The following is a 26,561-nucleotide window of genomic DNA, read 5'->3' as shown; positions in this document are numbered from 1 at the left end:
CGAACACGGACGGCGGACGCTCATCATTGACTGCGGATGCCCCGCCAGGCATCCCCCGCATGCCGCAGGAGACCCCGCATGCACAAGCGCTTCAGACTGACCTTCGCGACGGCCACCGCCGCCGCGTTGACGGGCGGTCTGCTCACCTTCTCGGCCGCGACGGCGACGGCCGCGGACTCCACGACCGTCCCGCAGGCCGACTTCAACGGCGACGGCAGGGGCGACGTCGCCTTCTCGGCCTCCCTCTCCTACGTCAACGGCAAGAAGGAAGCCGGTCAGCTCGTCGCCCTTTACGGCACCAGCACCGGCGTGTCCTCCGCCAAGCGCAGCACCATCAGCCAGAACACCTCCGGCACCCCGGGCACCGCCGAGACCGGCGACCACTTCGCCAACGACACGGCGTACGCCGACTTCAACGGCGACGGCTACGACGACCTCGCGGTCGGCTCCGCGGGCGAGGACGTCGGCAGCGACGTCGACGGCGGCGCCGTCGCCATCCTGTGGGGCTCGGCGTCCGGCATCACCGGCAAGGGCGTCACGGTCGCCGACCCGGCCCCCGGCTCACACGACTTCTGGGGCCGCACCCTCGCCGCCGGCGACTTCGACGGGGACGGCAAGGCCGACCTGGCCGTCGGCAGCACCGGGGCCGTCATCCACGTCTTCAAGGGCGGCTTCAGCTCCTCCGGCGCCGCCCGCGGCCGTTACACGATCAAGCCCCCCATCATGGGCACCGACGGCCAGGGACCGCTCAACCTCACCGCCGGGGACGTCAACGGCGACGGCCGCACCGACCTGGTGGTCGACGGCTACGAGACGGCAAGCGAGCACGGCTGGAACCGCAACTACTTCGTCCCCGGCACCGCGAGCGGCCTGAGCATGGCATCGGCCAAGACCCTCAAGCCCGGCACCATCACCGCGATCGGCGACATCGACGCCGACGGTTACGGCGACATCGTCAGCGGCGCCTACTGGAACGCCGTCATGAACGACGGCACGACGGCCCCGGACGCCGCCAAGGGCGGCAAGGTGTGGGTGACGTACGGCTCGGCAAGCGGCCCCGACAAAGTCACCGGCATCACCCAGGACACCGGCAACGTCCCCGGCGCCTCGGAGACCAACGACTACTTCGGCTACGAGCTCGACCTGGGCGACGTCAACGGCGACAGGTACCTCGACCTCGTCGTCGGCGTGGCCGGCGAGAACATCGGCAGCTACGCGAACACCGGCGCGGTCACGGTCCTCTACGGCACGGCGAGCGGCCTGAACACCAGCTCCGGCGCCCAGTCCTTCGCCCAGAGCACCGCGGGCGTGCCCGGCGGCGACGAGAAGGACGACATGTTCGGCATGGACGTCAAGCTCGACGACGTCAACGGCGACGGCAAGGCCGACCTGCTCGTGGGCTCCACCGAGAACGCGGGCAACGGTGCGCTGACCTACCTGCCGTCCAACGGCACGAAGATCACCACCACCGGCTCCCGCACGGTCTCCCCGAGCGCCTCGGGCGTCTCGACGACGGGCACGCCGTACTTCGCCGCGAACTTCGCCGACTGACCTCACCGGCCTGATCCGCACCCGTTCAGCACAGGCCGGGCCCGCAGTCACGGGCCCGGCCTCCCCCTCTCCCGGAGACCCCGCCTTGCGCAAGCGCACACTCGTCCTCGCCGCCACCCTCGCCACCGGCCTGCTCACCGGCCTGCCCGCCACCCCGGCCGCCGCCGCGCCCTCCGGTCTCGCCGGGGACTTCAACGGCGACGGCTACCGGGACGTCGCCATCGGCGCCATGAGCGCCGACGTCGGTTCGGTGCAGGGCGCGGGCGCCGTCGTCGTGCTGTACGGCTCGTCGTCCGGCGTCTCCGCCACCAAGAAAACGGTGATCACGCAGAACTCCACCGGCGTCCCCGGCACCGCCGAGTCCGGCGACCGCTTCGGCAGCAGCCTCGCCGCCGGCGACCTGAACGCCGACGGCTACGCCGACCTGGTCGTCGGCTCCCAGTACGAGAGCATCGGCGACCGCGACGGCGTCGGCTCGGTCACCGTCATCTGGGGCGGCAAGTCCGGCCTCACCGGCGGCTCCTCGCTGCCCGCGCCGACGTCCCAGCTCAACGAGTGGGGCGGCTACGGCTCCGGCATCGCGACCGGTGACTTCGACGGCGACGGCAAGACGGACGTCACCGTCACCGGCCAGAGCTACACCGGCCTGTACAAGGGCCCCTTCGCCCGTACGGGCGCGCCCGTGAGCCAGACCTCCGTCTACGAGGTCGGCTCGACGTACGACGTGATCGCCGGCGACATCAACGGGGACAAGGCGGCCGAGCGCGTGTACCCGTACACCGTCAGCAGCGACCACGGCGGCGTCATCGGCTACCTCGGTTACGACCCCGCGGGCTGGGAGTCCCACCCCGAGTCGGACTACCGCGAGACCCCCCTGCCGAAGGCCGACGGCTTGCTCGGCTCGGTCGGCGACATCAACGGCGACGGCTACGGCGACCTCGTCCTCGGCGACTACGAGGACCCGCGCGCCGACAAGCCGGGCGGCCACAAGGGCGGCCAGATCACCGTCTGGTACGGCGGCCCGAACGGCCCCGACCCGGCGCAGAAGCCGACCGTCATCCACCAGGACACGGCAGGTGTGCCCGGCGCGGGCGAATCGGAGGACCGGTTCGGCTCGGCGGTGAGCGTCGGCGACGTCAACGGCGACAAGTTCGCCGATGTCGCGGTCGGCGCCTGGGGCGAGGACAACGGCACGGCCAGGGACTCGGGTTCGGTGACCATCCTGTTCGGCTCGGCCACCGGGCTGAAGGGCTCCGGCGCGAAGTCGTACACGCAGAACACCGCGGGCGTCCCCGGCGCCAACGAGAACGACGACGCCTTCGGCATGTCGGTCCGCCTGGTCGACCTCGACAAGAACGGCAAGGCCGACCTGGTCACCGGCTCCGGCTACGAGAACGGCTACGGCGCGCTCACCGTCCTGCGCGCCTCCGCCTCCGGCCTCACCACCACCGGCGCCACATCCTTCACCGCCCGTGGCGTGTCCCTCAAGGGCGGCGCGGACTTCGGCTGGGTGATCGGCCAGTAAACCCTGAGCGATCCCCGAGCAACCTGTAGGTCTCCCCTTAGGGGGAATAACAGTTCCCATTTCTTTCAGTGGATATCAGCCATACTCGGTGAATATCTTGATCGCGTGAAGCTTTCCGAGTGGGCAGCGCGCAACGGCGTGCATTACCAGACCGCGTGGACCTGGGCGAAAGAGGGCCGTATGCCGGTCCCGGTCGTCCAGACGCCGTCGGGTACATGGCTCGTGACCGAGCCCGCCCCGCATACTGCGGGGCGGGTCGTGGCGTACTGTCGTGTCTCCTCCGGTGACCAGAAAGCGGACCTGGAGCGCCAGGTCGCCCGGACCGTTCAGGGCGCAACGTCCCAGGGTCTCGCGGTTGCTGACGTGGTGACGGAGGTCGGCTCCGGCTTGAACGGGCGTCGCCGCAAGCTTCACCGGCTGCTCGCCGATCCGGATGTGGGGATGATCGTGGTCGAGCACCGCGACCGCCTTGCCCGGTTCGGTGTCGAGCATCTGGGAGCCGCCCTCTCTGCCTCGGGGCGGCGCCTGGTCATCCTTGACCCGGCGGAGACCGCTGACGACCTGGTACGGGATATCACCGAGGTCCTGACCTCGATGTGCGCACGGCTGTACGGTGGCCGCTCCGCGAGGAACCGCGCCGCCCGGGCCGTCGCCGTCGCCACCGGCCCGGAGGTGGCCGGATGAAGAAGTTCAAGCCGCAGCCGGGCTTCACCGTCCTCGCGCACAAGATCGCGCTGGACCCGAACGCCACGACCTACCGGCACCTGCACTCGCATGCAGGTGCCGCGCGGGCAGCGTACAACTGGGCGGTCGCGTACATCACCGCCGCGTGGTGGCAGCGGAAGGCCGAGCAGTCGTACGGCATCCCCGAGGACCAGCTCACCGAGTGGCGGCCGTGGTCGCTGCCCTCGCTGCGGAAGGCGTTCAACGAGGACAAGCGCACTAACCCGCGCTTCGCCGGATGGTGGGACGAGAACTCCAAGGAGGCATACAACACCGGCCTGGCCAACGCGTCGGCCGCGTTCGACAACTATGCGAAGTCGAAGAGCGGCAAGCGCAAGGGGCGCAAGATAGGCATCCCACGCTTCAAGCCGAAGCGGAAAGCGCGCCTGACCTGCCGGTTCACCACCGGGACGATCCGGGTCGAGCCTGACGGACACCACGTCACCCTGCCGAGGATCGGCACGGTCCGCCTTCACGAGCACCGCTGTGACCTGCGGGCCCTCATCGTCGCGGGAAACATGCGGATCCTGTCCGCGACCGCGCGTTGGGACCGGGGGCGGTGGTTCGTGTCGCTGCAGGTCGAGGCGAGGCACGAGCTGGTGAAGGTTGCCCGTCCGGGCACGGCGGTCGGCATCGACCTTGGCATCAAGACCCTGGCGGTCCTCGCGGACAGCGACGGTGTCCTCGGCGAGGAGCCGAACCCGCGCCACCTTGACCGCGGGCAGAAGCAACTGCGCCGCGCCAGCCGTGCCGTCTCCCGCCGCCGCGGCCCCGACCGGCGTATCGGGCAGCAGGCGTCGAAGCGCTGGGAGAAGGCGAACCAGGCGCGGAACAAGATCCACCACCGGGTCGCAAACCTCCGCGAGGACACCCTCCACAAGTTGACGACCCGTCTCGTCTCTGAATACGGCACGATCGTCGTCGAAGACCTCAACGTCGCCGCAATGGGCCGCAACCGGCGCCTGTCCCGCCGTGTCGCGGATGCTGCGTTCGGCGAGATCCGACGCCAGCTCACCTACAAGACCCGCCGGCGCGGCACACGACTCATCGTCGCTGACCGCTGGTACCCCTCCTCGAAGACCTGCTCCCGCTGCGGTGTGGTGAAAGCCAAGCTGCCCCTCAGCGTGCGCGTCTTCGAGTGCGACAACTGCGGCCTGGTCCTTGACCGGGACGCCAACGCCGGACACAACCTGGCCGCCCTCGCGGCCCGCACCACAGGTACCGGAGTGGCCGGAGACCTGGACCTCGCCAAGGCGAAGTCGAAGCCCCGTGGAGCCGACCGGAAGACCCGCGCCACCCGCCCGCGCCGCAAGGCCGGGACGGGGCGGGCAGGTGGCGCGATCCCCAGCCCCCGGGCCGGGAAGGAAACGGGAGACCGCCAACAGAACACCGGCGCGCAACCCGCGCTCCGGTGACCCGTTACGGACCATTTCGGTGGAAACGCCGGGATTGCTGAGATCGCTTGATGATCAAAGCAACGGATGTCACAGCTCGGCCGCAAAGCCGGGCCCGGAACGCCGGGCCCGGCACGTGACTCTCCGGGACCAGGTACGTTCGAAGACGTGGCTGGATTCAGGATCGGACGCGGCCGGGACAACGGCGCTCCTCAAGCGCGACCGCAACAACCTCCGTACGGGCAACAGCAATCGCCCCGCGGGCAGGGGCAGCAGGCGCCCCGGGGTCAGACGTACGGCTCGCCCCAGGGGCGTCCGTCGTACGGCTACCCACCGGCGCCGCAGCCCCACCCCGGGCAGCCGCCGTACGGGGGTGGCGGCACCCAGGCCGGTGGCTATGACGAACCGGAGTACTTCGGCGACGGCGGCACCTACCCGCCGCAGCCCGGCCCGGACCCGTACGCCGCGAACAACCCTGGGAGCACCCAGGCGTTCTCGGTCGGCGACGACCCCTACAACCAGGGCGACACCTACCGCGCGGGTTCGGCTCCGGCCGGACCGATCGGGCCGCGTCTGCACTGGAAGGACCTGCTGAGGGGCATCTTCCTGGCCCCCGACCAGACCTTCCTCCAGATGCGCGACTACACGATGTGGGGCCCCGCCCTCATCGTGACCTTCCTCTACGGCCTGCTCGCGGTCTTCGGCTTCGACGGCGCCCGCGAGGACGCGATAAACGCCACACTCTCGAACGCCGTTCCCATCGTCCTGGTCACCGCCGTGGCGATGGTCCTCGCGGCCTTCATCCTGGGCGTGGTCACCCACACCCTGGCCCGCCAGCTCGGCGGCGACGGCGCCTGGCAGCCGACGGTCGGCCTGTCGATGCTGATCATGTCCCTGACGGACGCCCCCCGCCTGGTCTTCGCGATGTTCCTCGGCGGCGACGCGTCCTTCGTGCAGATCCTGGGCTGGGCCACCTGGATCGCGGCCGGCGCCCTGCTGACCCTGATGGTCCGCCGATCCCACGACCTGCCGTGGCCGAAGGCCCTGGGCGCGTCGGCGATCCAGCTGATCGCCCTGCTGTCGATCGTGAAGCTGGGGACGTTCTAGTCGGTCTCGGCAGTACGGAAAGGGCTCCCGGTGCGTACACCGGGAGCCCTTCTCTCGTCCCTCAGGCTGTCGTACCTCAGGCTCTCGTACCTCAGGCGCCTCAGGCGCCTCAGGCGTCGAGAACCTGGCCCTTGCGACGGGCGACCGGTGGCTGGACGGACCACGGGAAGTTGATCCACTTCTCGGTCCGCCTCCACACGTACTCGCACTTCACGAGCGACTGCGACTTCTCGTAGATCACCGCGCTGCGGACCTCGGCGACGGTCTCGAGGCAGAAGTCGCGCACCAGCTTGAGCGTCCGGCCGGTGTCGGCGACGTCGTCCGTGATCAGGACCTTCTTGTCGGAGAAGTCGATGACGTCGGGCACCGGAGCAAGCATGACGGGCATCTCGAGGGTCGTGCCCACGCCGGTGTAGAACTCGACGTTCACGAGGGAGATGTTCTTGCAGTCGAGCGCGTAGGCGAGCCCGCCGGCGACGAAGACGCCCCCGCGGGCGATGCTGAGCACGACGTCGGGCTCGTACCCGTCGTCCGCGATGGTCTGCGCGAGCTCGCGCACGGCGACACCGAAACGCTCGTAGGTGAGGTTCTCCCGTACGTCGCTCATGCCGCCCCCGCTCGTCACACCTGGGTCCGATGGAAGTTGAGGAAGGACCGGGAGGCGGTGGGCCCCCGCTGTCCCTGGTACCGCGATCCGTACCGCTCACTCCCGTAGGGGGACTCGGCGGGCGAGGTGAGCCGGAACATGCACAGCTGGCCGATCTTCATCCCGGGCCAGAGCTTGATGGGGAGCGTGGCGAGGTTGGACAGCTCGAGGGTGACGTGCCCGGAGAAACCGGGGTCGATGAACCCGGCGGTGGAGTGGGTGACCAGCCCGAGCCGCCCGAGGGAACTCTTCCCCTCGAGCCGCGAGGCGAGATCGTCGGGGAGTGAGACGACCTCGTACGTCGAGGCGAGAACGAACTCACCGGGGTGGAGGATGAACGGTTCGTCCCCCTCCGGCTCCACGAGCCGGGTCAGGTCCACCTGCTCGACGGAGGGATCGATGTGGGGGTACCGGTGGTTCTCGAACACCCGGAAATACCGATCAAGCCGTACGTCGATGCTGGACGGCTGCACCATGGATTCGTCGTAGGGATCGATCCGTACCCGTCCGGCGTCGATCTCGGCCCGGATGTCCTTGTCTGAGAGAAGCACGCCCCGAGGATACGCAAGGCGCGCGGACCGACCACAATCGGACGCCGCGCGCCTGCGCTACTGCCTGTACGTGTCTCTACTGTTTCTTGCCGACGCTTGTGTTCAGCGCCTGCGGCCACTGCTTCCGGATGCCGCCTCCGACCGCTGCCGCTGGTTCTCCAAGGCCACCGGCACCACACTGCGGAGCCGGGCACACCGTGGACACCGGAGGAGCCGACCGGGGCCGAGCCGCTCGGCCTGCTGCATCGGGAACTGAGCGGTACTGAAGACGTGCCCATCGGCACATCGGACGACGGTGCGCTCCATCAAGTCCTAGAGTCCCTTCCCCAAGAGCGTCGTCGGGCTACTGCTCGCCTGACAACAAATGCGACGTTACGGGATCAAGGGGGCGACTCTACAGGCGGCACCACGGCCTCGCCCGGACCCCCTCCCACACCTCCACCGTACGCCCCAACTTCCGCACCCCGCAGCCCCGTCCCACACCCGGAAACGCAGTCGGCCCCCACTGCTTCAGCACCGGGGGCCGGACATGAGGTAAAGTGACAGCGCGTGCTGACACCGGTCCTGACCGGCGTCTTTCGCGGGTGTAGTTTAGTGGTAGAACATCAGCTTCCCAAGCTGAGAGTGCGAGTTCGATTCTCGTCACCCGCTCCAGTGCTTAGGCCCAGGTCAGAGACCTGGGCCGTTTTGTTCTCCGTTGTGGTCAGTCGCCGCGTGCCAGATTCGTGTCAGAACGCTTCTCGGCGGCCGCGCGTGTCCGTCGCAGCAGCCCGCCTCCATCAGGCGCGTCCTCCGGATGATCGCCCGGTTCAGTGCCACGCTTCCGACAGGCACCGCGTGACGACCGAGCTGAAGATGCGCACGCCGCGCGTCGAGCCGGGATCGATGCCGGTGAGCTCCCGCACCCGGCGGAGGCGATAGTCCAGGGTGCGAGGGTGGACGTTGAGGGCTGCCGCCGTGCCGCCGCGGTGCATGTCGTGGCGATAGTACGCGTCAAGCGTGACAAGGAGGTCCGGACCGGGACGCAGGCTCCGGCTCACGGCGTGGAGCCATTCGTCGACGAACGGCGCGTCTGCAACGGCGAGTTCGACGAACACGTCCGACACGGTGTGCGGCCGCAGCCGAGCGGACGCCCGTCGCAGCGGCGCCACCCTGCTGATCCGCCGGGCCAGGTCGAGGGCGTCGGCAACCTCGGACAGCGGTGAGGTGGCGGTGCCGGCGGAGCAGGGGCGACCGAGAGCCTGGGCGAAGTCCCGTACGAGATCGGATACGAGGTCGGTCAAGACGTCGGGGGCAAGGTCGGGTACGGAGTGCGACTGTACGGTCTCGGCTGTACTGGTCCCCGGAGGCGCCGGGGGTGTGGCGGGATGCAAGGGGATCAGGGCAATCAGCTCACCGTCCCTGCTTCCACTACCCGGCCACCACGTGATCGGCGCGTGGTGGGTTTTCACCAGCGTCTCGATCTCGCTTTCCAGGTCGCGATCGCCGGCGGGACGGTCCGGCACCCGGATCACCGTCACTGCGCAGCGCTCGGGCAGTTCCATGCCCAGTGCCGAAGCGAGTTCCGCCGATATGGGGTCTCCGTTCAGCAATGACCTGGCCAGCAGGGCGGCCTGCTCGACGTACGGCAGACGGTGGCGCAGCGCCGTCACGAATCCCTGACTGTAGGCACGGATACCGCGTTCTCCCTGCGGGGCGAACCAGCTCATCATCCGCATGAGTTCGTCGACACCGACGCCGCGCTGAGCTTCGGTCGCTTCGTTGATCTCGCGCAGCATGAGTGAGGTGTGCAGTCGCAGGACCCGCTGCCGCGCATCGAGCGGCATCCCCGCTGCGGCCCGCAACTCGCCGATCGCCGCGATGTAGCCGAGGTCGTCGTCGCTCAATTCGCCGTTTTCCGGGGACAGTTCGACCGTACGGCGCCGCAGCCACAACGCGTACTCCATCGTCTCGGCCCGCGCCCGCGAGTTCGTGTCCAGGAACCCGAACTCCGGAATCTCGCGCGCGTACGCCTCGACCTCCCGGCGCGCGTTGGCCGACGCCTGCCGGGCCAACTCGGCGAAGAAGCTCCCCATGGGCGCGAGCATGCCATTCCGGTCGAAGCAGCCGACAGGGGAGATCCGGACGGCATTTATCACTCTGCGCACATCGGGGACGACCGCGTCTGGGGCACTTTGTCACAGTGCGCAAAATCGCTGGATCAGGACATTCCCATCGCCTGTTCCACTTGTGGAGACAGCGTGAACTGACCTTAATGGGAACCGCGTACCAGCCCGTGGGGGAACACCACAGCAATCATTCCGGCCACCGCTCCGGATCAGCGCGGGAATCGGTACGGGAATCTCTCATCTGCGCGCCATTCAATGATGCTTGTCCAAACGGGAGGGAAACACCGATGAAAGCAGGAACGAGAAAGAGAATCGCGGCGGCGGTAGCGGTCATGGCCACGTCGACAGCGCTCATGCTGAGCGCGCCGGGCAGCAGCTCGGCCGCTCCCGCCGCCACTCCCAGCCTGCGCGCGTTCGGGATCACGGGTGACGGCACCCAGATGGCCACGTTCACCACCGACCGGCCGAACGTGCTCGACTGGGTCAGGGACATCATCGGGCTCAACGGCGACTCGGCTCTGATCGGCATCGACTTCCGGGTGCAGAACGGCCTGATGTACGGCGTCGGCGACAAGGGCGGCATCTACACGATCAAGACCCCGCCGGCCACCACGGATGTCGAGATCACCAAGGTGTCCCAGCTCCAGTACACGCTGAACGGCGCGAACTTCGGCGTCGACTTCAACCCGGCCGCCGACCGGCTGCGCGTGATCAGCGACAACGGCCAGAACCTGCGGCACAACCTCAACGACCACACCACCATCCAGGACCTGAACCTCACCACCCCGCCGATCGAGGGCACGACCAAGGGCGTCTCCGCCGCCGCCTACACGAACAACGACCTCAACGGGGCCACCGCGACCACGCTGTTCGACATCAACACGACCAGCGACCAGGTCGTCATCCAGTCCCCGGCCAACAACGGCACGCTGGCACCGACCGGCAGCCTCGGCATCGACGCGCAGATCAACGCCGGCATGGACATCTTCAGCACCCTGTCGGGCGGCAAGACGGTCAGCAACGCCGCCTTCGCCACTCTCACCGCCTCGGGCGCCAACAGGCCCTCCCTCTACAGCATCAACCTCTTCACCGGCGAGGCCACGCTCGTGGCCGATGCCGCCAAGGCCAAGTTCCCTCTGAACATCACGGACCTGGCCATCTCCCTCACCGGGAGCTGAGCCCCCTCCCGCGGGTCACTTACTCGCCGCGGCCCGGCTGCTCCCGGGCCGCGGCGAGCCTGGAACGTGTCCTTCGGGCACACCCTGTCGCGGCCATTCCTGACCGGGCTGCCCTGGACAGCACACCCGGCACATGGCCTCGATCACGCCCCAACGGCCGGCCTCGCGGACCTGCCGGGATCAGGGGACAACCACTGATCGATGTGGAGCTGCCGGGCTCCGGCTACCCCCGCGGGCCAGGTGTCGGATGCATCGCCGGAGCCGTTCCGAGCCACCTCCGCCCCGAGTGGTTCGGCCGCCGCTGATCCCTCCTCCATGTGCTCCCGCTACGGCGGCCTCCCGGCGAACGCTCGCTTCCAAGGCTCGGCCGCCGCAGACGCGCAGGTTGTCGAGGTCGACGTCCCTGCGGCGAACGTCGGCCGGCTCTTCCGGCCGTATCGGACCGTACGCGCCGAGGGAGGCCGGCAGTACGCGCCGAGGGAGGCCGGCAGGGAGAGTTCCGTCGGCGGGGGCGGAGTCCGCCGGTGATGGTGGGAGTTGCTTTCGGCCGAGAGGCCCTGGCCCCCGTCGGCCTGTACATCGTCTTCAGACGCCGTGACTGGCCCTGAGACGCCGGGCCCGGCGGGCGCGCTCCCGGGTCAGCCGCGCTCCCGCTCCTCCCTGGCGGCGCGCAGACCGAGAACGACGACGCGAAGCCCGTATTCGAAGCCGGCGTCGCTGTCCATGCCGAGCAGGTCGCTCGACGCCTGGGCGGTGAGGGGGAAGCGTTCGGCATCGATCATCGCGGCGAGCCGCTCGGGGGCGTAGGGGTTGTCGTCGCCGTACGCCGCGCTGGTGTGGGCCTGCTCCTCGATGGTGTGGCCGATGGTGTAGTGCAGGACCGCCGGGAAACCGCGTGCCGCCTCGCTGAGGGTGAAGCCGGCGTCCCGCAGGGTTCGCAGGTTCAGCTCCACCGCCCGGTGCACGGTCTCGTGGTTCACGTAGGTGCCGGCGAGGACGCGTGCTCCGTCCCGGTGGCTCAGCATCGCCTGACGCAGGTGGCGGGCCCAGTCGGCGAGCCAGTCCTCCCAGGAGGAGCCGTCGGGGGGTGGCTCCAGCCTCTCGGCCGCCTCGACGTACACCAGGGTGGCCATGGCGTCGAGCAGCTCCTGCTTGTTCTTGATGTGCCAGTAGAGGGTGGGGGCTCGTACGCCGAGGTCCTGGGCGATGAGGCGCATGGTGAGCCCGTCGAGGCCGACGTCGTCGAGTAGTCGCAACGCCGTCCTGGCGATCACCTCGGAGTTGATCTTCATCCCGCTCCCTCCTCCTGAGCCCTTGACACCCTAACACCGTTAGAGGCACTCTCTAACGGTGTTAGAGTCTCTAACGCCGTTAGATGCGGCGGGCTGGAAGCCGAACCGGAGCAGGGGGAAATGCAGATGACCGACACACGGACGGACACGGATGTGGTGATCGCGGGCGCCGGGCCGACGGGCCTGATGCTCGCCTGCGAATTACGGCTGGCGGGGATCGACGTGGTGGTGGCCGACCGGCTCGCCGCGCGGACCGGTGAGTCGCGGGCCGGCGGGATGCACGCCCGGACCATGGAAGTGCTGGACCAGCGGGGCGTACTGGACCGCTTCCTGGCGGCCGGCACACCGCGCCCGATAGGGCACTTCTCGGGGCTGCGGCTGGACTTCGACCAGTTCGAGACCAGGCATCCCCGGTCGCTGGTGCTCCTGCAGTCCCACATCGAGCGGCTGCTGGAGGAGTGGGCCACCGAGCTCGGTGTACGGGTGCGCTGGTCGTCCGAGGTGACCGGGATCCGACAGCACGACTCCGATGTCGAGGTCGACGTAGGCGGACCGGAGGGCTCACGTTCGACACTGCGCGCCCGCTACCTCGTGGGCTGCGACGGCGGGCGCAGCGCGGTGCGCAAGCTCGCCGGCATCGGCTTCCCGGGCACCCCGGCGACCGTGACCGCGCTGCTCGGCGACGTCGAACTCGCCGATCCGCCCGCCGAATCGCTCTTCATGCAGCGGCGAGCAGGCGGTGACTTCTCGGTGTTCGCCTTTGAGCCGGGCAGGTACCGGGTCATCACCACGGAGCACGACCGTGTCGCCGGCCGGCGGGAACCGGTGACGTTCGAGGAGCTGCGGGAGTCACTGCTGAGGATCGCGGGCACCGACTTCGGTATGCACAGTCCCCGTTGGGTCTCCCGGTTCGGCGACGCGGCCCGGCAGGCCGAGCGGTACCGGGAAGGCCGGGTGCTGCTGGCGGGCGACGCGGCTCACATCCACTTCCCGGCAGGTGGCCAGGGACTGAATCTGGGGGTCCAGGACGCGGTCAACCTCGGCTGGAAACTCGCCTCGGTGGTGCACGGCCGGGCGCCGGAGATCCTGCTGGACAGCTACCACTGCGAGCGGTATCCCGTCGCGGAACGGGTGCTGCACAACACCCGGGCACAGACGGCGCTGACGCGTCCGGGCCCGCAGACCGACGCGCTGCGCGACGTACTGAGTTCGCTCATCGAGAACGACGACGTCAACCGGCACCTGGGTGGCATGATCACCGCGTTGGACCTCCGCTACCCCATGAGCGACGACCACCCCCTGACCGGCCGCCGGGTCCCCGACGTCGATCTGAAGACCGGTGACGGCCCGCGTCGCGTCTTCGAACTGCTGCGCACCGCGCGCCCCGTACTGCTCGACCTCCGCGGTGACACCGCGCTGGCGGCCACGGCCGGGAGCTGGGCCGATCGCGTCGACCTCGTCGAGGCCCGGTCCACGGCCGACCACTGGCCCGTCTGGCCGGCCGATGAGACTCCCGCCCCCGCCGCGCTCCTCATCCGCCCCGACGGCCACGTCGCCTGGACCGCACACGCCGGCACCACCCCCGCCCCCGCCGCACTCCGGGCCGCCCTCACCACCTGGTTCGGCCCGGCCACGGCCGACTGAACCGGGGCAAGAAGCTTGCTGCGGGACACCGCGGCGACGCGAGACCGGTCCGCCGCGGCACAGTGGACGTCGTTCACTGCCGCGCCGGTGCGCTTCTCGTAGTGGTGCGCGTGGTCGGCCTTCCGGACGTGGGCGGGTGCCCGCGCGGTCCTCTTCCTGCGTGCATGCGGGCGGAGGTAGGAAAACCCTCTGTGGCTGGGGCGGGGGGATCCGCGGCGTCCGGCTACTTGTAGTGGTGGCCGTCTTGTTGTCTTGCCTCGTCGCAGCGATGGCCTTTGAGGTCCCCGCCGGACGGCGGCGTTAGATCGGCAGGGGTGGGGAAGGCGCCGTTGGCAAGGGTCGTGCGCCGCAGTCCGATCAGGAAGTTCACACCATGGCTCACACCGCACAGGCGACAGCCGTCCCCGGCTGGGTCCTGAAGTTCATGGACGCCATCGACACCCTGGAGTTCGGCCAGGGCTTCGCGCCACTGACCGACAACACCGACATGTACTTCGGCGCCGCGCACATCCACGGCGTCGAGGCCATCAAGGAGTTCTTCGTCAAGATCGACGCGCCGCTGGTCATCAGCCACGAGGTCATGGAGTTCTGGACCGCGGGCGACGGCGTCCGTCTGCTGCGCGGTGAGGCGGTCATGGCCAAGAAGAGCGAACCGGAGCGGGTGGTGCGCGCTCCCTTCATGCACATCTTCTACCTCGACCAGGAAGAGCCGGTGCGCGTCCGGACGCTCCGTGTCACCGCCGGCCCACTGCAGACCGACGCCGTGATGTGACCCGGCTCAGGGCAAGGCCCAGTTCCAGGCCGTTTCAAAGAGGTCAGACATGAACTCGGATAAGTAGGGTCGGGCACTGGAAACGGATCCCTCACCCCTTGGGGAAGCGGGAACTTGACCGCTTCGGGTCCTGTGTCAGAGAGGGAGGTCGTCAGGGAGTACCCGGAACGCCTTGTAACGGCCCAGCGGGCGTACGGCCCGGAAGTCTCGTCGGTCCAGGGTGAGAATCGCGTCCGTGTCGTAGTCGGCGGCAAGTGCCACGTTCACCGCGTCGGCGAGGTCGAGGTCCAGCGCGCGGTAGCGGACACGGACTGACTGGGCGGCGCCCAGGTGGTCCTCCGTGATCTCCGGCAGGACGACACGCCCCTTGCTCATCCAGCGCCGCAGGTCGTCGACCGCGCTGAGGGCAGCCTCCCTGCCGAGCTCACGCGTTGCCACGTGATCCAGTTCGGCCAGCAGGAGCGGGGACATGACCAGCAGGCCCGCCGCCATGATCGCCTCGTTCGCCGCCCGGTGTTCCGGATGAGCCGAGTCCAGGGCTGCCAGAAGGCCGGACGTATCGGCGATGACAATGATCACGCGGAGGATCCGGAGCCCGAGCCGGTCTCACGCCGGACGGCATCGGCGACCGTGTCGCGGACCTCCGACTTGGGCAGCGTGCGCCCCGGCCCCTCGAAGGTGCGTGAGAACAGCGGCTCGTCCCAGACCCGGTTCGCCATGGCTGCGAGGTGGATGCCCTGGCGGATGATCTCGGCCTCGCTTATACCTCGACGCTTGGCGGCCTCCTTGATGATCGCCAGGTCCTCGGGGTCGGCGTAGACGTTCGTGCGCTTCATGGACATGTACCAATGGTAGTCCATGTACCAATTTGAGGTATGCGGTATAACCGGCCAGCCCCGTTCTCGTCGCCGCTCCATGAAAAGGGCCCGGGTCACAGACCCGGGCCCTTTTGCTGTCAGCGGGCACCTGGACGGCCCAGCCGATCCAGCTGGTGTGATCTGTGCCGTGAGGCGCGCGCCGGCGCGTCATCGGGCCGTGGCATTGCTCGACATCCGTTACGTGAGATCACCAGTGCGACATCCGGGACTCGCGAGTCCCCCCGCCCCTACGGCGGTACGGTATGCCGCAGTCGATCGCGCGTTCTACGATCGCTGACCAACTTTGGGGGTTTCATGAAGTACCGCCGCCCGCACCACCGTCGAAGAGGGATCGCCAGAGCGGTCGGCTCGGCGGGTGTGCTGGCCCTCGCGCTGGGTGTGGGGATGACCCCGGCGATGGCCGCCGGGAAGTCGCCCGACGGGCCTGCGGCCACCAAGGCCGCGGTCGGCAAGCCCGACCCGAAGACGCCCTGGGCGCCCGAGAACGACCAGCTGCCGCAGCAGGTCAAGCCCGCACAACCTCAGGGGCTCGCGTCCGCCCGCACGGCCGCGTCAGCCCTGCAGCTCACCATCCCCGAGCCGACCGGGCAGCACAGTGTGGGCATGGTCGGCCTGCACCTCGTCGACAAGTCCCGTACGGATCCTTACGTGCCCGGCACCAAGCGCGAGTTGATGGTGTCGCTCTTCTATCCGGCCACCGCCACGTCCGGGCACTATCAGGCGCCGTGGCTGCCGTCGGTCTCCGGCGCCCACTTCATCACCGGGCACGGGATGTCGACGCAGCAGGTGACCCTGCCGAAGACCGCGGGGCATGTCCTCGCCCCGGTGAAGACCTCGCTCGGCAAGCTGCCCGTCCTGCTGTACTCGAGCGGGCTGCACTCGGACCGCGCGGTGGGGACCGCGCTCGCCCAGGATCTCGCCAGCCGCGGCTATCTCGTCGTCACCGTCGACCACACCCACGACGCCAGCGAGGTGCAGTTCCCCGGCAGCCGGCTGGAGGTCAACAGAATGCCGGCGGGCACCCACTCCTCGGACACCCTCAAGGTGCGCGCGGCCGACATGAAGTTCGTCATCGACGCGCTCGGCAAGATCAGCAGCGGTGGCAACCCGGACGCCGGCAAGGCGAAGCTGCCCTCCGGGCTGTCGAAGTCGGTGGACACCTCCCGTATCGGGATGTTCGGCTGGTCGCTGGGCGGCGCGGCGGTCGCCAACTCGATGCAGCTCGACAAGCGGATCGACGCCGGTGCCAACCTGGACGGCCAGTTCTTCGGGACGGCTCCGAGCAAGGACCTGGACCGGCCCTTCATGCTCTTCAGCTCCGAGAACCACAACCGCAACAACGACAGTTCGTGGCGGACCATGTGGTCGCATCTGAAGGGATACCGGGTCGACATCAAGCTCAAGGGCGCGGCGCACCTGTCGTTCAGCGACTACGAGTACCTGGTGCCCCAGTGGGCGCGCCTGACCGGGACCTCCCAGGCCACGATCCAGCAGCAGTACGGCACGATCGCCCCGAACCGGGCGGCGCAGATCCAACGCGTCTACCTCGCCGCCTTCTTCGACAAGAAGCTGCGTAACAAGCAGACCACCCTGCTCGACGGGCCCAGCACCAAGTATCCGGAGATCTCTTTCGTCCGCTGACCGGACATCCGAAGGGCCGGACCCGTTCGTGGATCCGGCCCTTTGGCGTGTGGTGGCCCGTATGTGTCGCCGCCGGGCAGAGTCCCGGTGTCGCGTTCCGCACATGAGGGGGGAACATGTGATGATCATGTGAGGGGAGGCGCTAGAATGTTTGCCTTGTCGAACATATGGGCGCTCGGCGCCAGTTGAGGAAGGATCAGCTCTCCTGTCCTCCGCACCACGGGCGCCGCGCCGCCACCGCATCCGCCGCCGCGCCGATATGCCGATGCTCGGCGGGGTTCGCCCGCCGATAGCGTCACTCGTCGTACTCCTGCTGATGGTCGCCGCCCTGACCGTGATCGGTCTCGACGGCATCCCCACCTCGGGTGTCCCCCAGGCCGTGCTGAACGGGGAGCAGCAGATCGCCGCGGACACCGCGCTGTCGATCCGCTCCTCGATCGACGCCGAGGCGAGCGCGGTACGCCGTACGGCCGACGCGTACCCGGCGACGAGCACATCGACCCCCACGACCACGCTCAAAGCGCTGACCGCTGCCAGGAAGGCGGCCCTCGGCGGTGCGCTGCTCGACCGGCGCACCGGCAAACTGCTGGCGGCCGGCGGCCGGACGGTGCCGCTGACCGGGGTGGACATCGCCAGGACGGCGTCCGGGCCCGATACGATCCCGCCCCGGCTGGTGACCTCGGGCGGCACCCGGCAACTGCTGTACTTCGCCAAGGTCACCCTGCCCGCGCAGGACGATCCCGACCAGGACCAGGCCCCGAGCCGGGCCGACCGGCAGTTGCTGCTGGTGGTCTCCGAGGCGCTCCCCGCCCTCACGGCGTACGGCGAGGGACGCACCGCCCAGGTGCTGGACGCGAGCGGCAAGGCGCTCGCCACCGCAGTGCGTGGCACGGCGTCCGAGACCGCCGCCCACAGCGGTCTGTCCGCGGCGGCGGCCCGCGCGGCGAACGGGTCGAGGGCTGGGACCGGTGCCTCGGGAACCCTGCTGGGCACCACCACGGGCAGCCGGCGCACCGTGGCCGGCTGGGCCCAGGTCGCCTCGGCGACAGGTTCGGGCGCGACCGACGACCTCGGCCTGGTGGTGCTCACCTCCCGCGCGGCGCCCGCCACGACCACCGCCGCCGACTACTCGCGCTTCGCACTCAAGACAGCCGGGACGCTGGCCATGGTCGCGCTGTGGCTCGGGCTGGCGCTCTACTTCTTGGTGCAGCAGCCACTGCTGCGGCTGTATCTGTCCGCCGGCCGCCTGGCCCGGGGCGTGACCGGGGCTGGGCCGACCGAGCGGGCGGAGCTGTCCCGGCCGGTTCCGGTGCATGGCTTCGGTGAACTGGCCCGGATCGGGCGGGCACTGGAGTCACTGCGCGGGCAACTGCTCGGTGAGAGCGGCCCGCAGCAGTTCCCGGCCCGGCGCGCGCCGGGCTACCGGGCTCTGGCCGTGGTCGGCGTGGTGGCGGTGGCCTGCTGGGCGCTGCCGATGATCTTCCTGCTGAACCGGGCGGACGCCGCGACCGCGGTTCCGGCTCCGGTCCTCGCCGACCAGCAGGCGCGCACCGAGATCGCGACGCAGCGGATCCGGCAGTCCCTCGACCAGTCGTACACCGACCTGAGCGAAGCGGCCGCGAGTCTGCCGGGCAGGAGCCGGGCCGCCCAGACCGAGGTCCTGCGGCAGTCCCTCGCCGACCACAAGCAGTACCGCTCGTTATATCTCCTGAACCGCTCGGGCGGCACCACGCTGCGGGTGGGCGACACACCACTGCGCACCCTCGTCCACGTGCCCGGCGGCGGTGGGATCACCACCGTCAACACCTCGGGCCGGATACCGGCGATCGCCGCGTACGCACAGGTCCGGCCCGGCAAGGGCCAGGCCCCGGCGGCCGGGGTGGTCCTGTTCGGCGAGATCGACGTGAAGGCGCTCAACTCCCTTCTGCCCAGGCCGAAGCTGGGCAACGTCTGGGTGACGGACGCCGACGAGAAGGTGCTGGCGGCGAGCGTGGGCTACCGCGCCTTCCAGTCGCTGCCCGACCCCGGCCTGACCCGTCTCGCCCGCGCCACCCAGGGCGCCCCGGGGACCACGGGCACCGCGACCTCCGCGGTGCACAACACGTCCTCCGGTCCATCGGTCGACGCCGCCGCGCCGCTCGCGCAGAGCGGCCCGACCGCCCGGCTCGGCTGGCACGTGGTGACCGCGGAGCCCGCGGCGGCGCTCCAGATCCCCGCGGTGCAGGCCCAGCAGCGCACCATGCTCGCCGGCATCCTGGGCCTCGCCGTGAGCGCGCTCTGCCTCGGCTGGCTGTACGTCGTGGTGATCCGGCCGCTGCGTGCGGTCGCCGTGCTCGTCGAGCGGCTCGCCGGCGGGGACCGCCGCACCGTGCTGCATCCGGTCAACCACGACGAGATCGGCTCGGTCACCCGCAGCCTGGAGCTGGTGCGCCAGGTCCTGGCGGAACGCGACCGGGCGGCCAGATCCGGCCGCGCCGCCGGGCCCTTTCGGCCCCCGCGTGAGAACACCCACCAGCGGTAGAAGGACGGAATCGGCGTGCTCTTCCTCTATGTCATCGTCCTGTTGTGCTGCGCCGCGCTGTGGATCGCCGGAATCCTGGAGCAGCGGCGGCACTTCGCCTCGCTGGAGCAGATACCTACGCGGGTGCTGGTCAACGGCATCCGCGGCAAGAGTTCGATCACCCGGCTGTGCGCGGGCGCGCTGCGCGGCGGCGGCCTGGTCACGGTGGCCAAGACCACCGGCACCGCGGCCCGGTTCATCCATCCGGATGCCACCGAGGAGCCGGTGTACCGCAAGCTCAACATCGCCAACATCGTCGAGCAGATCGGCATCGTACGGCGGGCGGCGACCTACCGGCCGGACGCGCTGGTGATCGAGTGCATGGCGGTGATGCCCGCGCTGCAGGAGATCAATCAGGAGAAGCTGATCCGCTCCACGATCGGCGTGCTGTGCAATGTCCGCGAGGACCATCTGGAGGAGATGGGGCCGACGCTGGACGACGTCGCCCGCTCGCTCTCCCGCTCGATGCCGGTGGGCGGGGTGTGCGTGACGGCGGAGAAGGACCGGCTGCACATCCTCCAGGAGGAGGCCGACAAGCGGAACTGCCGGCTGATCGCGGTCGATCCGGAGTCGGTGACCGACGCCGAACTGCGCGGCTTCAGTTGGTTCACCTTCAAGGAGAACGTGGCGATCGCGCTCGCCGTCGCCGAACTGCTCGGCGTGGAACGGCACACCGCGATGCAGGGCATGTGGGACGCGCCGCCCGACCCGGGCGTGCTGTCCGTGGAGCGCTATGTCACCCCCGAGGGCAAGCGGCTGCGGTTCGCCAACGTCTTCGCGGCCAACGATCCCGAGTCGACGCTGATGAACGTCAAGCAACTGGAGGATCTGGGCGCCATCAGAGGGCCGATCGGCGTCGTCATCAACTGCCGCCCGGACCGGGTGGAGCGCAACGGCCAGATGGGCACGATCGTCCCCGACCTCGCCGCAGAGACGGTGTTCCTGATCGGCCACCCGACCAAGAGCGCCCGCGACGCGATTCCGGCCGGCTTCACCGGGCGGGTGGTGGATCTCGGCGGCGACCGCCGGGACCCCGGGGAACTGACCGCGGCGATCCTCGCCGAACTCGGCCCGGATTCCTCGCTGGTGGCGATCGGCAACATCCACGGCCAGGGCGAGCTGTTCCTGGAATGCCTCGCCGAGCTGCCGCTGGACGACTCCGAGGACCTGCTCGACGCCCTTACCGGCGACGGGCTGGACCAGGAGACGATCCAGATAGCCATACCCCGACCGCGGGTCTCGGTGGCCCGCCCGCCCGAGCCGGAGCCGTACAGCTGGGTGGCACCGCTGGAGACACCGACGTACGCCCTCCGCATCCCGGGACAACGCGACCTCGCCCGCCGGTTCGCCGCCCGCCAGGAGCGGCCCGACGAACCGAGCGCCGCAGGCGACTCGTACCACCCCCACGACCAGTACCACGCCTACGATCCGCCCCAGTCCATGAGGAACCCGTGATCCCCCCCGACCTCAACGCCCAGACCGCCGCACTCGGGATCGCCCTCGGGCTGGTCTTCTCGCTCGTCTGCTACCTGACCACCAACCTCTCGCCGGGGGGAATGATCACCCCGGGGTGGATCGCCCTCACACTCGTCACCGACGTGTGGCTGGCCGGGCTGATGGTCTGTGTGGCGGCGCTCACGTACTTCATGACGAAGCTGTTGCAGCGCACGGTGATTCTCTACGGCAAGCGGCTGTTCGCCGCCGTGGTGCTGTGCGCGGTGCTTGTGCAGACCACAGTGATGCTCGCCCTGAGTCACGAGTTCCCGCTGCTGTACACGTCACAGACCCTCGGCTTCATCGTCCCCGGCCTGGTCTCCTACCAGATGGTCCGCCAGCCCATGGCGGCCACGGTCATCTCGACCACGGCGGTGACGCTGGCCACGTACGTCGTGCTGGTCTCCGGCCTGTTGATGGGCGCCCTGCCCACCGGCTGACCTGTCCAGCACCCTCTCACCTGACATTTCCAGGAGGATCGGCCATGCACTCCACACCAGTCGGCAGAGGCAACAGCCCGACCCGCCGCGCCGTGTTCCGTACGATCGCGGGCGTGGCGGCCGCCGGGGCGGCGGGCGGGTTCGCCTGGGACCGCTTCGGGCGGGGCAGCGACGACGATGCCGGGACGACCGCCGACGGTACGGCCTCCGGCCCGGGCTCCCGGTCCGCCGGTCCCCACACGTACGAGCGGCTGTCCGCCCCCGGCCGCACCGTGGTCCGTGCCGCCGACGGCGGCACGCTCGCCACGTTCACCGACGGCGCCCGTACGGCCGTGCTGACCGGGCCCGCCCGCACCTTCAGCGAGCCGCGGACCACCGAGTCCAAGGTGACCACGGACGCCTGGGTGCGCGTGCTGCCGCACGCGTGGCAGCGGGGCATGGAGAAGTCCGCGTGGTTCAAGAGCTGGTTCCCCAAGACACTCGGCGACAAAAGCCCGGACGTCTTCGCGGTGGCGTTCCAGTACAGCAGCGCCGGGGCGCCCGACAAGAAGAACGCCGACGGCGTGCGCTACGCGGGCACCGCGCACTTCGGCCCGCGCAACGCCGCGGTCAAGAACCCGTTGGACTTCGCCTACTACGACGAGAAGTCCGACTTCTACGACTATCTGGGCGTCGACTGGGACTTCCCGGACGGCACGCGCGTGCAGCCGGAGAACGACCGCTACGGCTGTGTCGACTGCTCCGGCTTCCAGCGTCTGGTGTGGGGCTACCGCCTGGGCATCCCCCTGCACAACACCAACACCAAGGGCACCGGTCTGCCGCGCCGCGCCTACGCCATCGCCGCCCACGGCCCCGGCCGCACGGTGATCCCGCACACCGGCACGCGGCAGGCCACCGACCTGGACGTCCTGCAACCCGGCGATCTGGTCTTCTTCGCCATCATCAAGGACCGGCCGGACTTCATCGACCACGTCGGCATATACATGGGCCTCGACGACAAGGGCCGGCACCGCTTCTACTCCAGCCGCTCCGCCGCCAACGGCCCGACCCTGGGTGACCTGTCGGGCCACGCGCTGCTGGACGGCACCGACTTCTACGCCCGCGGCTTCCGGGCGGCCCGCCGACTGTGACGTGACTCCACGATGTGACTCCACCGCCGACGCATCGCCGCCTGACCTGACCTGCTGAGCCGAGGACCACCGCCATGACCGCCATCCCCGCCGTCCAGCCCACCGGCGCGCGCCGAGGCCGCAAGGCGGCGAACCGCCGCTTCAGCCTGCCGGAAGACGCCCCACGCTGGGAGCGCCCGGCGCTCGCCGCGGTGCTGGCCGTCGCCGCGGCGCTGTACTCCTGGGGCATCGGGCACGCCGCGCTCCACCCCTTCTACGGTGCGGCGATACGGTCGATGGCGGGCAGCTGGCGGGCGTTCTTCTTCGGCGGGCTCGACACCGCCGGTTCGATCAGCATCGACAAGCTGCCCGGCGCCTTCTGGCCCGACGCGGTCTCCGTCTGGCTGTTCGGCCCGCACACCTGGGCGGCCGCGCTTCCGCAGGTCGTCGAAGGTGTGCTCACCGTATGGCTGTTGCACCGGATCGTACGGGCCTGGGCCGGTCCGTTCGCCGCGCTGATCGCCGCGCTGGCACTCACCCTCACCCCGGTCACCGTGGCGCTCAACCGGGCCACCATCCCGGACACCACGCTCACTCTGCTCCTGGTGGCGGCCGCCGGGGCGCTGCAGAAGGCGGTACGCACCGAGCGGCTGCTGCCGCTGATCACCTGCGGGGTCTGGGTCGGGCTCGCCTTCCAGGCGAAGATGCTGCAGGCGTGGCTGGTACTGCCGGTCTTCGCCGCCGTGTACCAACTCGTCGCACCCGGCGCGCCGTTGAAGCGGGCCCTGCGCCTCCTGCTGGGCGGGGCGGTCGCGCTGGCGGTCTCCTGCTTCTGGATACTGATCGCCTGGGCGACACCGGCCGCCAACCGGCCGTACCTCGACGGAACGTCCGAGAACAATCCGTTCGCCCTGGTCTTCGGCTACAACGGTCTCAGCCGCTTCAGCAGTGATTCCACCGCGTTCGGCGCCGTCGCGGGCACCGCCGCCAGCCGCACCACCGGCAACACCGGCTGGGACATGCTGATCAACGACACGATCGGCCCGCAGGTCGCCTGGTTCCTGCCGCTCGCCGTGCTGGCCACGATCCTGGGCGTCGCCCGGCGCGCCGGGCGAGAGCGAACCGACCTGACGCGCGCGGGATTCCTGATCTGGGGTGGCTGGCTGGCCGTGCACACCCTGGTGTTCAGCGTCTCCAACGGCAACCACGCCTACTACACGGCCGTCATCGCCCCGGCGCTCGCCGCGCTGGCCGGCGGCGGCCTCGCGCTCTTCCACTCGGAGTACGAGGCGAAGTACCGGGCGAAGCCGGCGCCCGGGGACGAGCCGGAGCGGGAGCCGGAACCGGGGTACGAGCAGGAGACCTGGTACCAGCTCGGGTGGGACCCGAGATACGACCCGGAACCGGATACGAGGGACGAGCCGGAGCAGGAGGCCGAGCCGGCGGCAGCGGCGGTCGGCCGGCGGCACATGGTGCTGCCGGCGGCGATCGCGTTGACGGTGGCGTGGGCGCTGGTGCTCGACTGGCCGACCCTCTTCGTCTCCTGGCTGCTGCCGGTCGCCGTGATGCTCGCGCTGTGCGGCGTGGTGGGCCTGTGGAGCCGCGGGCCGCGCACTTCCCCGCGGATGGTCAACGCCGCCCTCGCCGCCGGGATCGCGGCCACCCTGGTCGTGCCGGCCGGCTGGGCGGTCTCCGGCCTCGACCCGCTCTACGCGGGCGCCACCGCCTCACCGATGGCCGGTCCGGTCGGCAAGTCGTACAGCGAGCATCCCCATCGCGCTCCGCGCAGGAGAGGGCTCGACCGGCCCAGCGCCCGCGACGCCGCCCTGCTCGACTACCTCACCACACACCGCCGCGGCGAGAAGTACCTGCTCGCCGCCCAGGCCGCCTACAGCGCCGAACCCCTGCTGCGCGCGAAGTCCGAGCCCATCCTCGTCATGGGCGGCTTCACCGGCAGCACCCCCTTCCCGACCGCACAGCAGCTCGGCAGCCTCGTCACCACCCACCAGCTGCGCTATGCGCTGCTCACCACCGAGCGTCCCACCACTCCCGCCACCACCTGGGTGAAATCCCACTGCACCCGCATCCCGCCCACCGCCTACGGCCTGCGGACCGACGGCAGCTTCACCCTCTACGACTGCGCCTCCAAGCGGTGAGGCGCCGCCCGCGAACCCAGTGATCGCGGTCCTGTTCTCGACCTCGGCCCGATGGTTACCGGCGATCAGGCGGCCCCGTCGGTCAGCGCCTCGTAGGAGGCGTGCGAGGTGCGCCGCTTGATCTCCCCTGCACGACCTCGGCCCCGCTTGCCGATCAGCGCATCGCTGCCCTCACGTGTGACCGACTGCTGTGCCATATGCCGCAGCGCGACCGGACGGACGATGACGAGGCCCACTGCCGCCGCTGCACCCACGGCCAGGAGCTGGCCGAGAAGGTCGATGCCCACACCGGCGACCACGGCGGCAACCAACGCGGCGCCCGCCAGTAATCCGAAGACCAGTGTCAGGGTGACAGCAAGAGGTAGACCGCGCTTCCGTACGTGGCGGCTGCGGGCCGTCGGACCCGTCGCTGATCGGGAACCGCAAGCGGCCCAGGCGGCTGCCAAGGCGCCCCCGCCACCCAGCCGAAGGCATCGAGCCGTCGAACCTGGTCGGCACGCCGGTTGCCTCGTGCGGGGAGGGAGCATGCCATGTCCTCACTGTGTGTGACATAGGAGGAACATAGAGGCGGCCCGAATACTGGGCGGGCCGGCATTCACTGCTTCGATGGGATGACATGAACCCGAAAAGACGCAACGTCACGTTAATGGCCGCGACGTTCCTTGTCGCCTCCGCAGTGACTGGCATCGCACCGTCCGCCCAGGCCGCACCTCAGGCCGCCGCCCAGGCCTGCGCGTACAAGGCGACCCACCTGCCGGTACCGGAGGGCATCAAGGCCGGGTCCGTGACGGCGACGGCCGGACCCGGGGTATACGCGGGGGAGGTCGAGTTCCCCGAGGAGGACTCGCTGCAGCATGCCGTCCTCTGGTCGGGCGGTAAGGTCACCGACCTGGGGCCCGCAGCCGGCGCCGATTTCGACCTCATGGTCAGCGACGTGAACACCAAGGGCACCGTCGTGGGGCAGGGCGCCCAGATCACCGGTTCGACGGAGGGCTTCCCGACCTGGTCCTGGTTCCCGGTCGTCTCCCGCAACGGCAAGCTGGAGAAGCTTCCGGTGCTCCCCAACACCCACGACGTGCACACCAGCGCGATCGCGGAGAACGGGGACATCTACGGCCACGGCTACGGCGCCGACCCGAACTACACCGAGGTCTACAAGTGGCCGGCCGACCAGCCGGGCACCGTGGTCAAGCTGCCCGGCCTCCCCCGCGGCAGCCAGGTCGAGGGCGTCGACAGCGACGGCACGGTGGCGATCACAGTCGTCGACAACCCCAAGGGCACCTGGCTGCCCTACCTGTGGAAGGACGGCGTCGCCAAGCGGCTGCCGATCCCGGCCGGCGCGGCGCACGCCCAGGTCACGGGGATCTCGAACGGCTACGTGATCGGCAAGGCCTTGACCTCCGACTTCGACCCGTCCGCCGTCCTGTGGAACAAGGATGGCAAGGCGACGGCCCTGCCGAAGGGTCAGAGCGCCTCCGCCATCAACAGCCAGGGCCTGATCCTCGGCACCGACCAGAGGCTGGTCGCCAGCCTATGGCAGCTGACCACCAGCGTGGGGGCCGCCCCGAGCGACGGCTCGCTCTACGCGCTCGCCGACGACGGGACGCTGGCAGGGGCGAAGGCCCGCGCAGGCAGCACCTTCCCGCGGTTCCCTGCCGTTTGGCGCTGCAGCTGATCCGCACCACCACCAGAAGGGCGTCTCGCCGGTCGGCGGGGCGCCCTTCGCCGTTCCCTGGACGCAGTCATTGCATGTGCTCACTCCACGAGGCAGTTGACACCTTGCTCTAGCACC

21 protein-coding genes, 1 tRNA gene and 1 pseudogene are annotated in these 26,561 nt (G+C 69.8%); 16 read left to right on the top strand and 7 right to left on the bottom strand.

All coding sequences use genetic code 11. The annotated features are described in order from the left end of the window. The first annotated feature begins 78 nt into the window (after window positions 1-78). The 5 genes from ABZ027_RS14440 to ABZ027_RS14420 all read left to right on the top strand — a co-directional run bounded on the left by ABZ027_RS14440 (window position 79) and on the right by ABZ027_RS14420 (window position 6,300). Window positions 79-1,551 (top strand): VCBS repeat-containing protein, encoded by a 1,473-nt coding sequence (locus ABZ027_RS14440; protein WP_356767955.1) that lies wholly within the window; start codon window positions 79-81, stop codon window positions 1,549-1,551. An 85-nt stretch (window positions 1,552-1,636) separates the two neighbouring features. After that, entirely contained in the window at window positions 1,637-3,076 is a 1,440-nt protein-coding gene (locus ABZ027_RS14435; protein WP_356767953.1) for an FG-GAP-like repeat-containing protein, read from the top strand. A gap of 105 nt (window positions 3,077-3,181) precedes the next feature. Beyond that, entirely contained in the window at window positions 3,182-3,760 is a 579-nt protein-coding gene (locus ABZ027_RS14430) for an IS607 family transposase (RefSeq protein WP_356767951.1), read from the top strand. Beyond that, on the top strand, window positions 3,757-5,214 hold the full coding sequence (gene tnpB, locus ABZ027_RS14425; protein ID WP_356767949.1) for an IS607 family element RNA-guided endonuclease TnpB: 1,458 nt from the start codon (window positions 3,757-3,759) through the stop codon (window positions 5,212-5,214). Before ABZ027_RS14430 ends, tnpB begins: the two co-directional genes overlap by 4 nt. A 66-nt stretch (window positions 5,215-5,280) precedes the next feature. Next, window positions 5,281-6,300: a Yip1 family protein gene (locus tag ABZ027_RS14420; RefSeq protein ID WP_356767947.1), complete on the top strand. Its 1,020-nt coding sequence runs from the start codon at window positions 5,281-5,283 to the stop codon at window positions 6,298-6,300. A 109-nt stretch (window positions 6,301-6,409) separates the two neighbouring features. Here ABZ027_RS14420 and ABZ027_RS14415 read toward each other — a convergent pair whose 3' ends face one another. Further along, entirely contained in the window at window positions 6,410-6,907 is a 498-nt protein-coding gene (locus ABZ027_RS14415) for a phosphoribosyltransferase (protein WP_356767945.1), read from the bottom strand. 14 nt (window positions 6,908-6,921) lie between these two features. Next, window positions 6,922-7,497, bottom strand: a complete 576-nt coding sequence (gene dcd, locus ABZ027_RS14410; RefSeq protein ID WP_356767943.1) for a dCTP deaminase — start codon at window positions 7,495-7,497, stop codon at window positions 6,922-6,924. Window positions 7,498-8,077: 580 nt separating this feature from the next. On the opposite strand from dcd, the gene ABZ027_RS14405 reads away from it, so the two are divergent. Beyond that, window positions 8,078-8,151 (top strand) — tRNA-Gly (locus ABZ027_RS14405). Between the two features lie 155 nt (window positions 8,152-8,306). On the opposite strand, the gene ABZ027_RS14400 is transcribed toward ABZ027_RS14405, so the two are convergent. Continuing rightward, window positions 8,307-9,572: a helix-turn-helix domain-containing protein gene (locus tag ABZ027_RS14400; RefSeq protein WP_356767941.1), complete on the bottom strand. Its 1,266-nt coding sequence runs from the start codon at window positions 9,570-9,572 to the stop codon at window positions 8,307-8,309. 365 nt (window positions 9,573-9,937) lie between these two features. Here ABZ027_RS14400 and ABZ027_RS14395 point away from each other — a divergent pair, with 365 nt between their 5' ends. Then, window positions 9,938-10,783 (top strand): DUF4394 domain-containing protein, encoded by an 846-nt coding sequence (locus tag ABZ027_RS14395; protein WP_356767939.1) that lies wholly within the window; start codon window positions 9,938-9,940, stop codon window positions 10,781-10,783. A 638-nt stretch (window positions 10,784-11,421) separates the two neighbouring features. Here ABZ027_RS14395 and ABZ027_RS14390 read toward each other — a convergent pair. Beyond that, on the bottom strand, window positions 11,422-12,075 hold the full coding sequence (locus ABZ027_RS14390) for a TetR/AcrR family transcriptional regulator C-terminal domain-containing protein (protein WP_356767937.1): 654 nt from the start codon (window positions 12,073-12,075) through the stop codon (window positions 11,422-11,424). Between the two features lie 126 nt (window positions 12,076-12,201). Between ABZ027_RS14390 and ABZ027_RS14385 the strand changes: the two genes are divergently transcribed. Both ABZ027_RS14385 and ABZ027_RS14380 read left to right on the top strand, forming a co-directional pair. Next, window positions 12,202-13,719: an FAD-dependent monooxygenase gene (locus tag ABZ027_RS14385; RefSeq protein ID WP_356767935.1), complete on the top strand. Its 1,518-nt coding sequence runs from the start codon at window positions 12,202-12,204 to the stop codon at window positions 13,717-13,719. 373 nt (window positions 13,720-14,092) lie between these two features. Beyond that, entirely contained in the window at window positions 14,093-14,491 is a 399-nt protein-coding gene (locus ABZ027_RS14380; RefSeq protein ID WP_356767933.1) for a nuclear transport factor 2 family protein, read from the top strand. Window positions 14,492-14,626: 135 nt separating this feature from the next. Here ABZ027_RS14380 and ABZ027_RS14375 read toward each other — a convergent pair whose 3' ends face one another. Both ABZ027_RS14375 and ABZ027_RS14370 read right to left on the bottom strand, forming a co-directional pair. Further along, window positions 14,627-15,070 carry a PIN domain-containing protein gene (locus ABZ027_RS14375; protein WP_356767931.1) on the bottom strand — a complete coding sequence of 148 codons (444 nt, stop codon included), beginning with the start codon at window positions 15,068-15,070 and terminating at the stop codon, window positions 14,627-14,629. Next, on the bottom strand, window positions 15,067-15,333 hold the full coding sequence (locus ABZ027_RS14370) for a CopG family transcriptional regulator (protein ID WP_356767929.1): 267 nt from the start codon (window positions 15,331-15,333) through the stop codon (window positions 15,067-15,069). The genes ABZ027_RS14375 and ABZ027_RS14370 overlap by 4 nt, the downstream gene beginning before the upstream one ends. Window positions 15,334-15,663: 330 nt before the next feature. Between ABZ027_RS14370 and ABZ027_RS14365 the strand changes: the two genes are divergently transcribed. The 6 genes from ABZ027_RS14365 to ABZ027_RS14340 all read left to right on the top strand — a co-directional run bounded on the left by ABZ027_RS14365 (window position 15,664) and on the right by ABZ027_RS14340 (window position 24,769). After that, window positions 15,664-17,010: a hydrolase gene (locus ABZ027_RS14365; protein WP_356767927.1), complete on the top strand. Its 1,347-nt coding sequence runs from the start codon at window positions 15,664-15,666 to the stop codon at window positions 17,008-17,010. A gap of 265 nt (window positions 17,011-17,275) precedes the next feature. Further along, complete coding sequence (locus tag ABZ027_RS14360; RefSeq protein ID WP_356767925.1) at window positions 17,276-19,531, top strand: HAMP domain-containing protein; 2,256 nt, start codon at window positions 17,276-17,278, stop codon at window positions 19,529-19,531. Between the two features lie 15 nt (window positions 19,532-19,546). Continuing rightward, window positions 19,547-21,025: a poly-gamma-glutamate synthase PgsB gene (gene pgsB / locus ABZ027_RS14355; RefSeq protein WP_356767923.1), complete on the top strand. Its 1,479-nt coding sequence runs from the start codon at window positions 19,547-19,549 to the stop codon at window positions 21,023-21,025. Continuing rightward, a complete protein-coding gene (locus tag ABZ027_RS14350) occupies window positions 21,022-21,504 on the top strand; it encodes a poly-gamma-glutamate biosynthesis protein PgsC/CapC (RefSeq protein ID WP_356767921.1) in 483 nt (160 codons plus the stop codon). Before pgsB ends, ABZ027_RS14350 begins: the two co-directional genes overlap by 4 nt. A 44-nt stretch (window positions 21,505-21,548) precedes the next feature. Beyond that, window positions 21,549-22,634: an NlpC/P60 family protein gene (locus ABZ027_RS14345; RefSeq protein WP_356767919.1), complete on the top strand. Its 1,086-nt coding sequence runs from the start codon at window positions 21,549-21,551 to the stop codon at window positions 22,632-22,634. A gap of 74 nt (window positions 22,635-22,708) precedes the next feature. Next, on the top strand, window positions 22,709-24,769 hold the full coding sequence (locus tag ABZ027_RS14340; RefSeq protein ID WP_356767917.1) for a glycosyltransferase family 39 protein: 2,061 nt from the start codon (window positions 22,709-22,711) through the stop codon (window positions 24,767-24,769). Between the two features lie 143 nt (window positions 24,770-24,912). Here ABZ027_RS14340 and ABZ027_RS14335 read toward each other — a convergent pair. After that, window positions 24,913-25,116, bottom strand: a pseudogene (locus tag ABZ027_RS14335) (NfeD family protein); the annotation flags it as partial. A 299-nt stretch (window positions 25,117-25,415) separates the two neighbouring features. Here ABZ027_RS14335 and ABZ027_RS14330 point away from each other — a divergent pair. Continuing rightward, window positions 25,416-26,444 (top strand): hypothetical protein, encoded by a 1,029-nt coding sequence (locus ABZ027_RS14330; RefSeq protein WP_356767915.1) that lies wholly within the window; start codon window positions 25,416-25,418, stop codon window positions 26,442-26,444. Window positions 26,445-26,561 lie beyond the last annotated feature (117 nt).

Source organism: Streptomyces sp. NPDC006332, from assembly GCF_040612855.1.
Lineage (GTDB): Bacteria > Actinomycetota > Actinomycetes > Streptomycetales > Streptomycetaceae > Streptomyces.
Note: the sequence above shows the minus strand (reverse complement) of the source record. Positions and strands in the feature narration are given on the sequence as shown.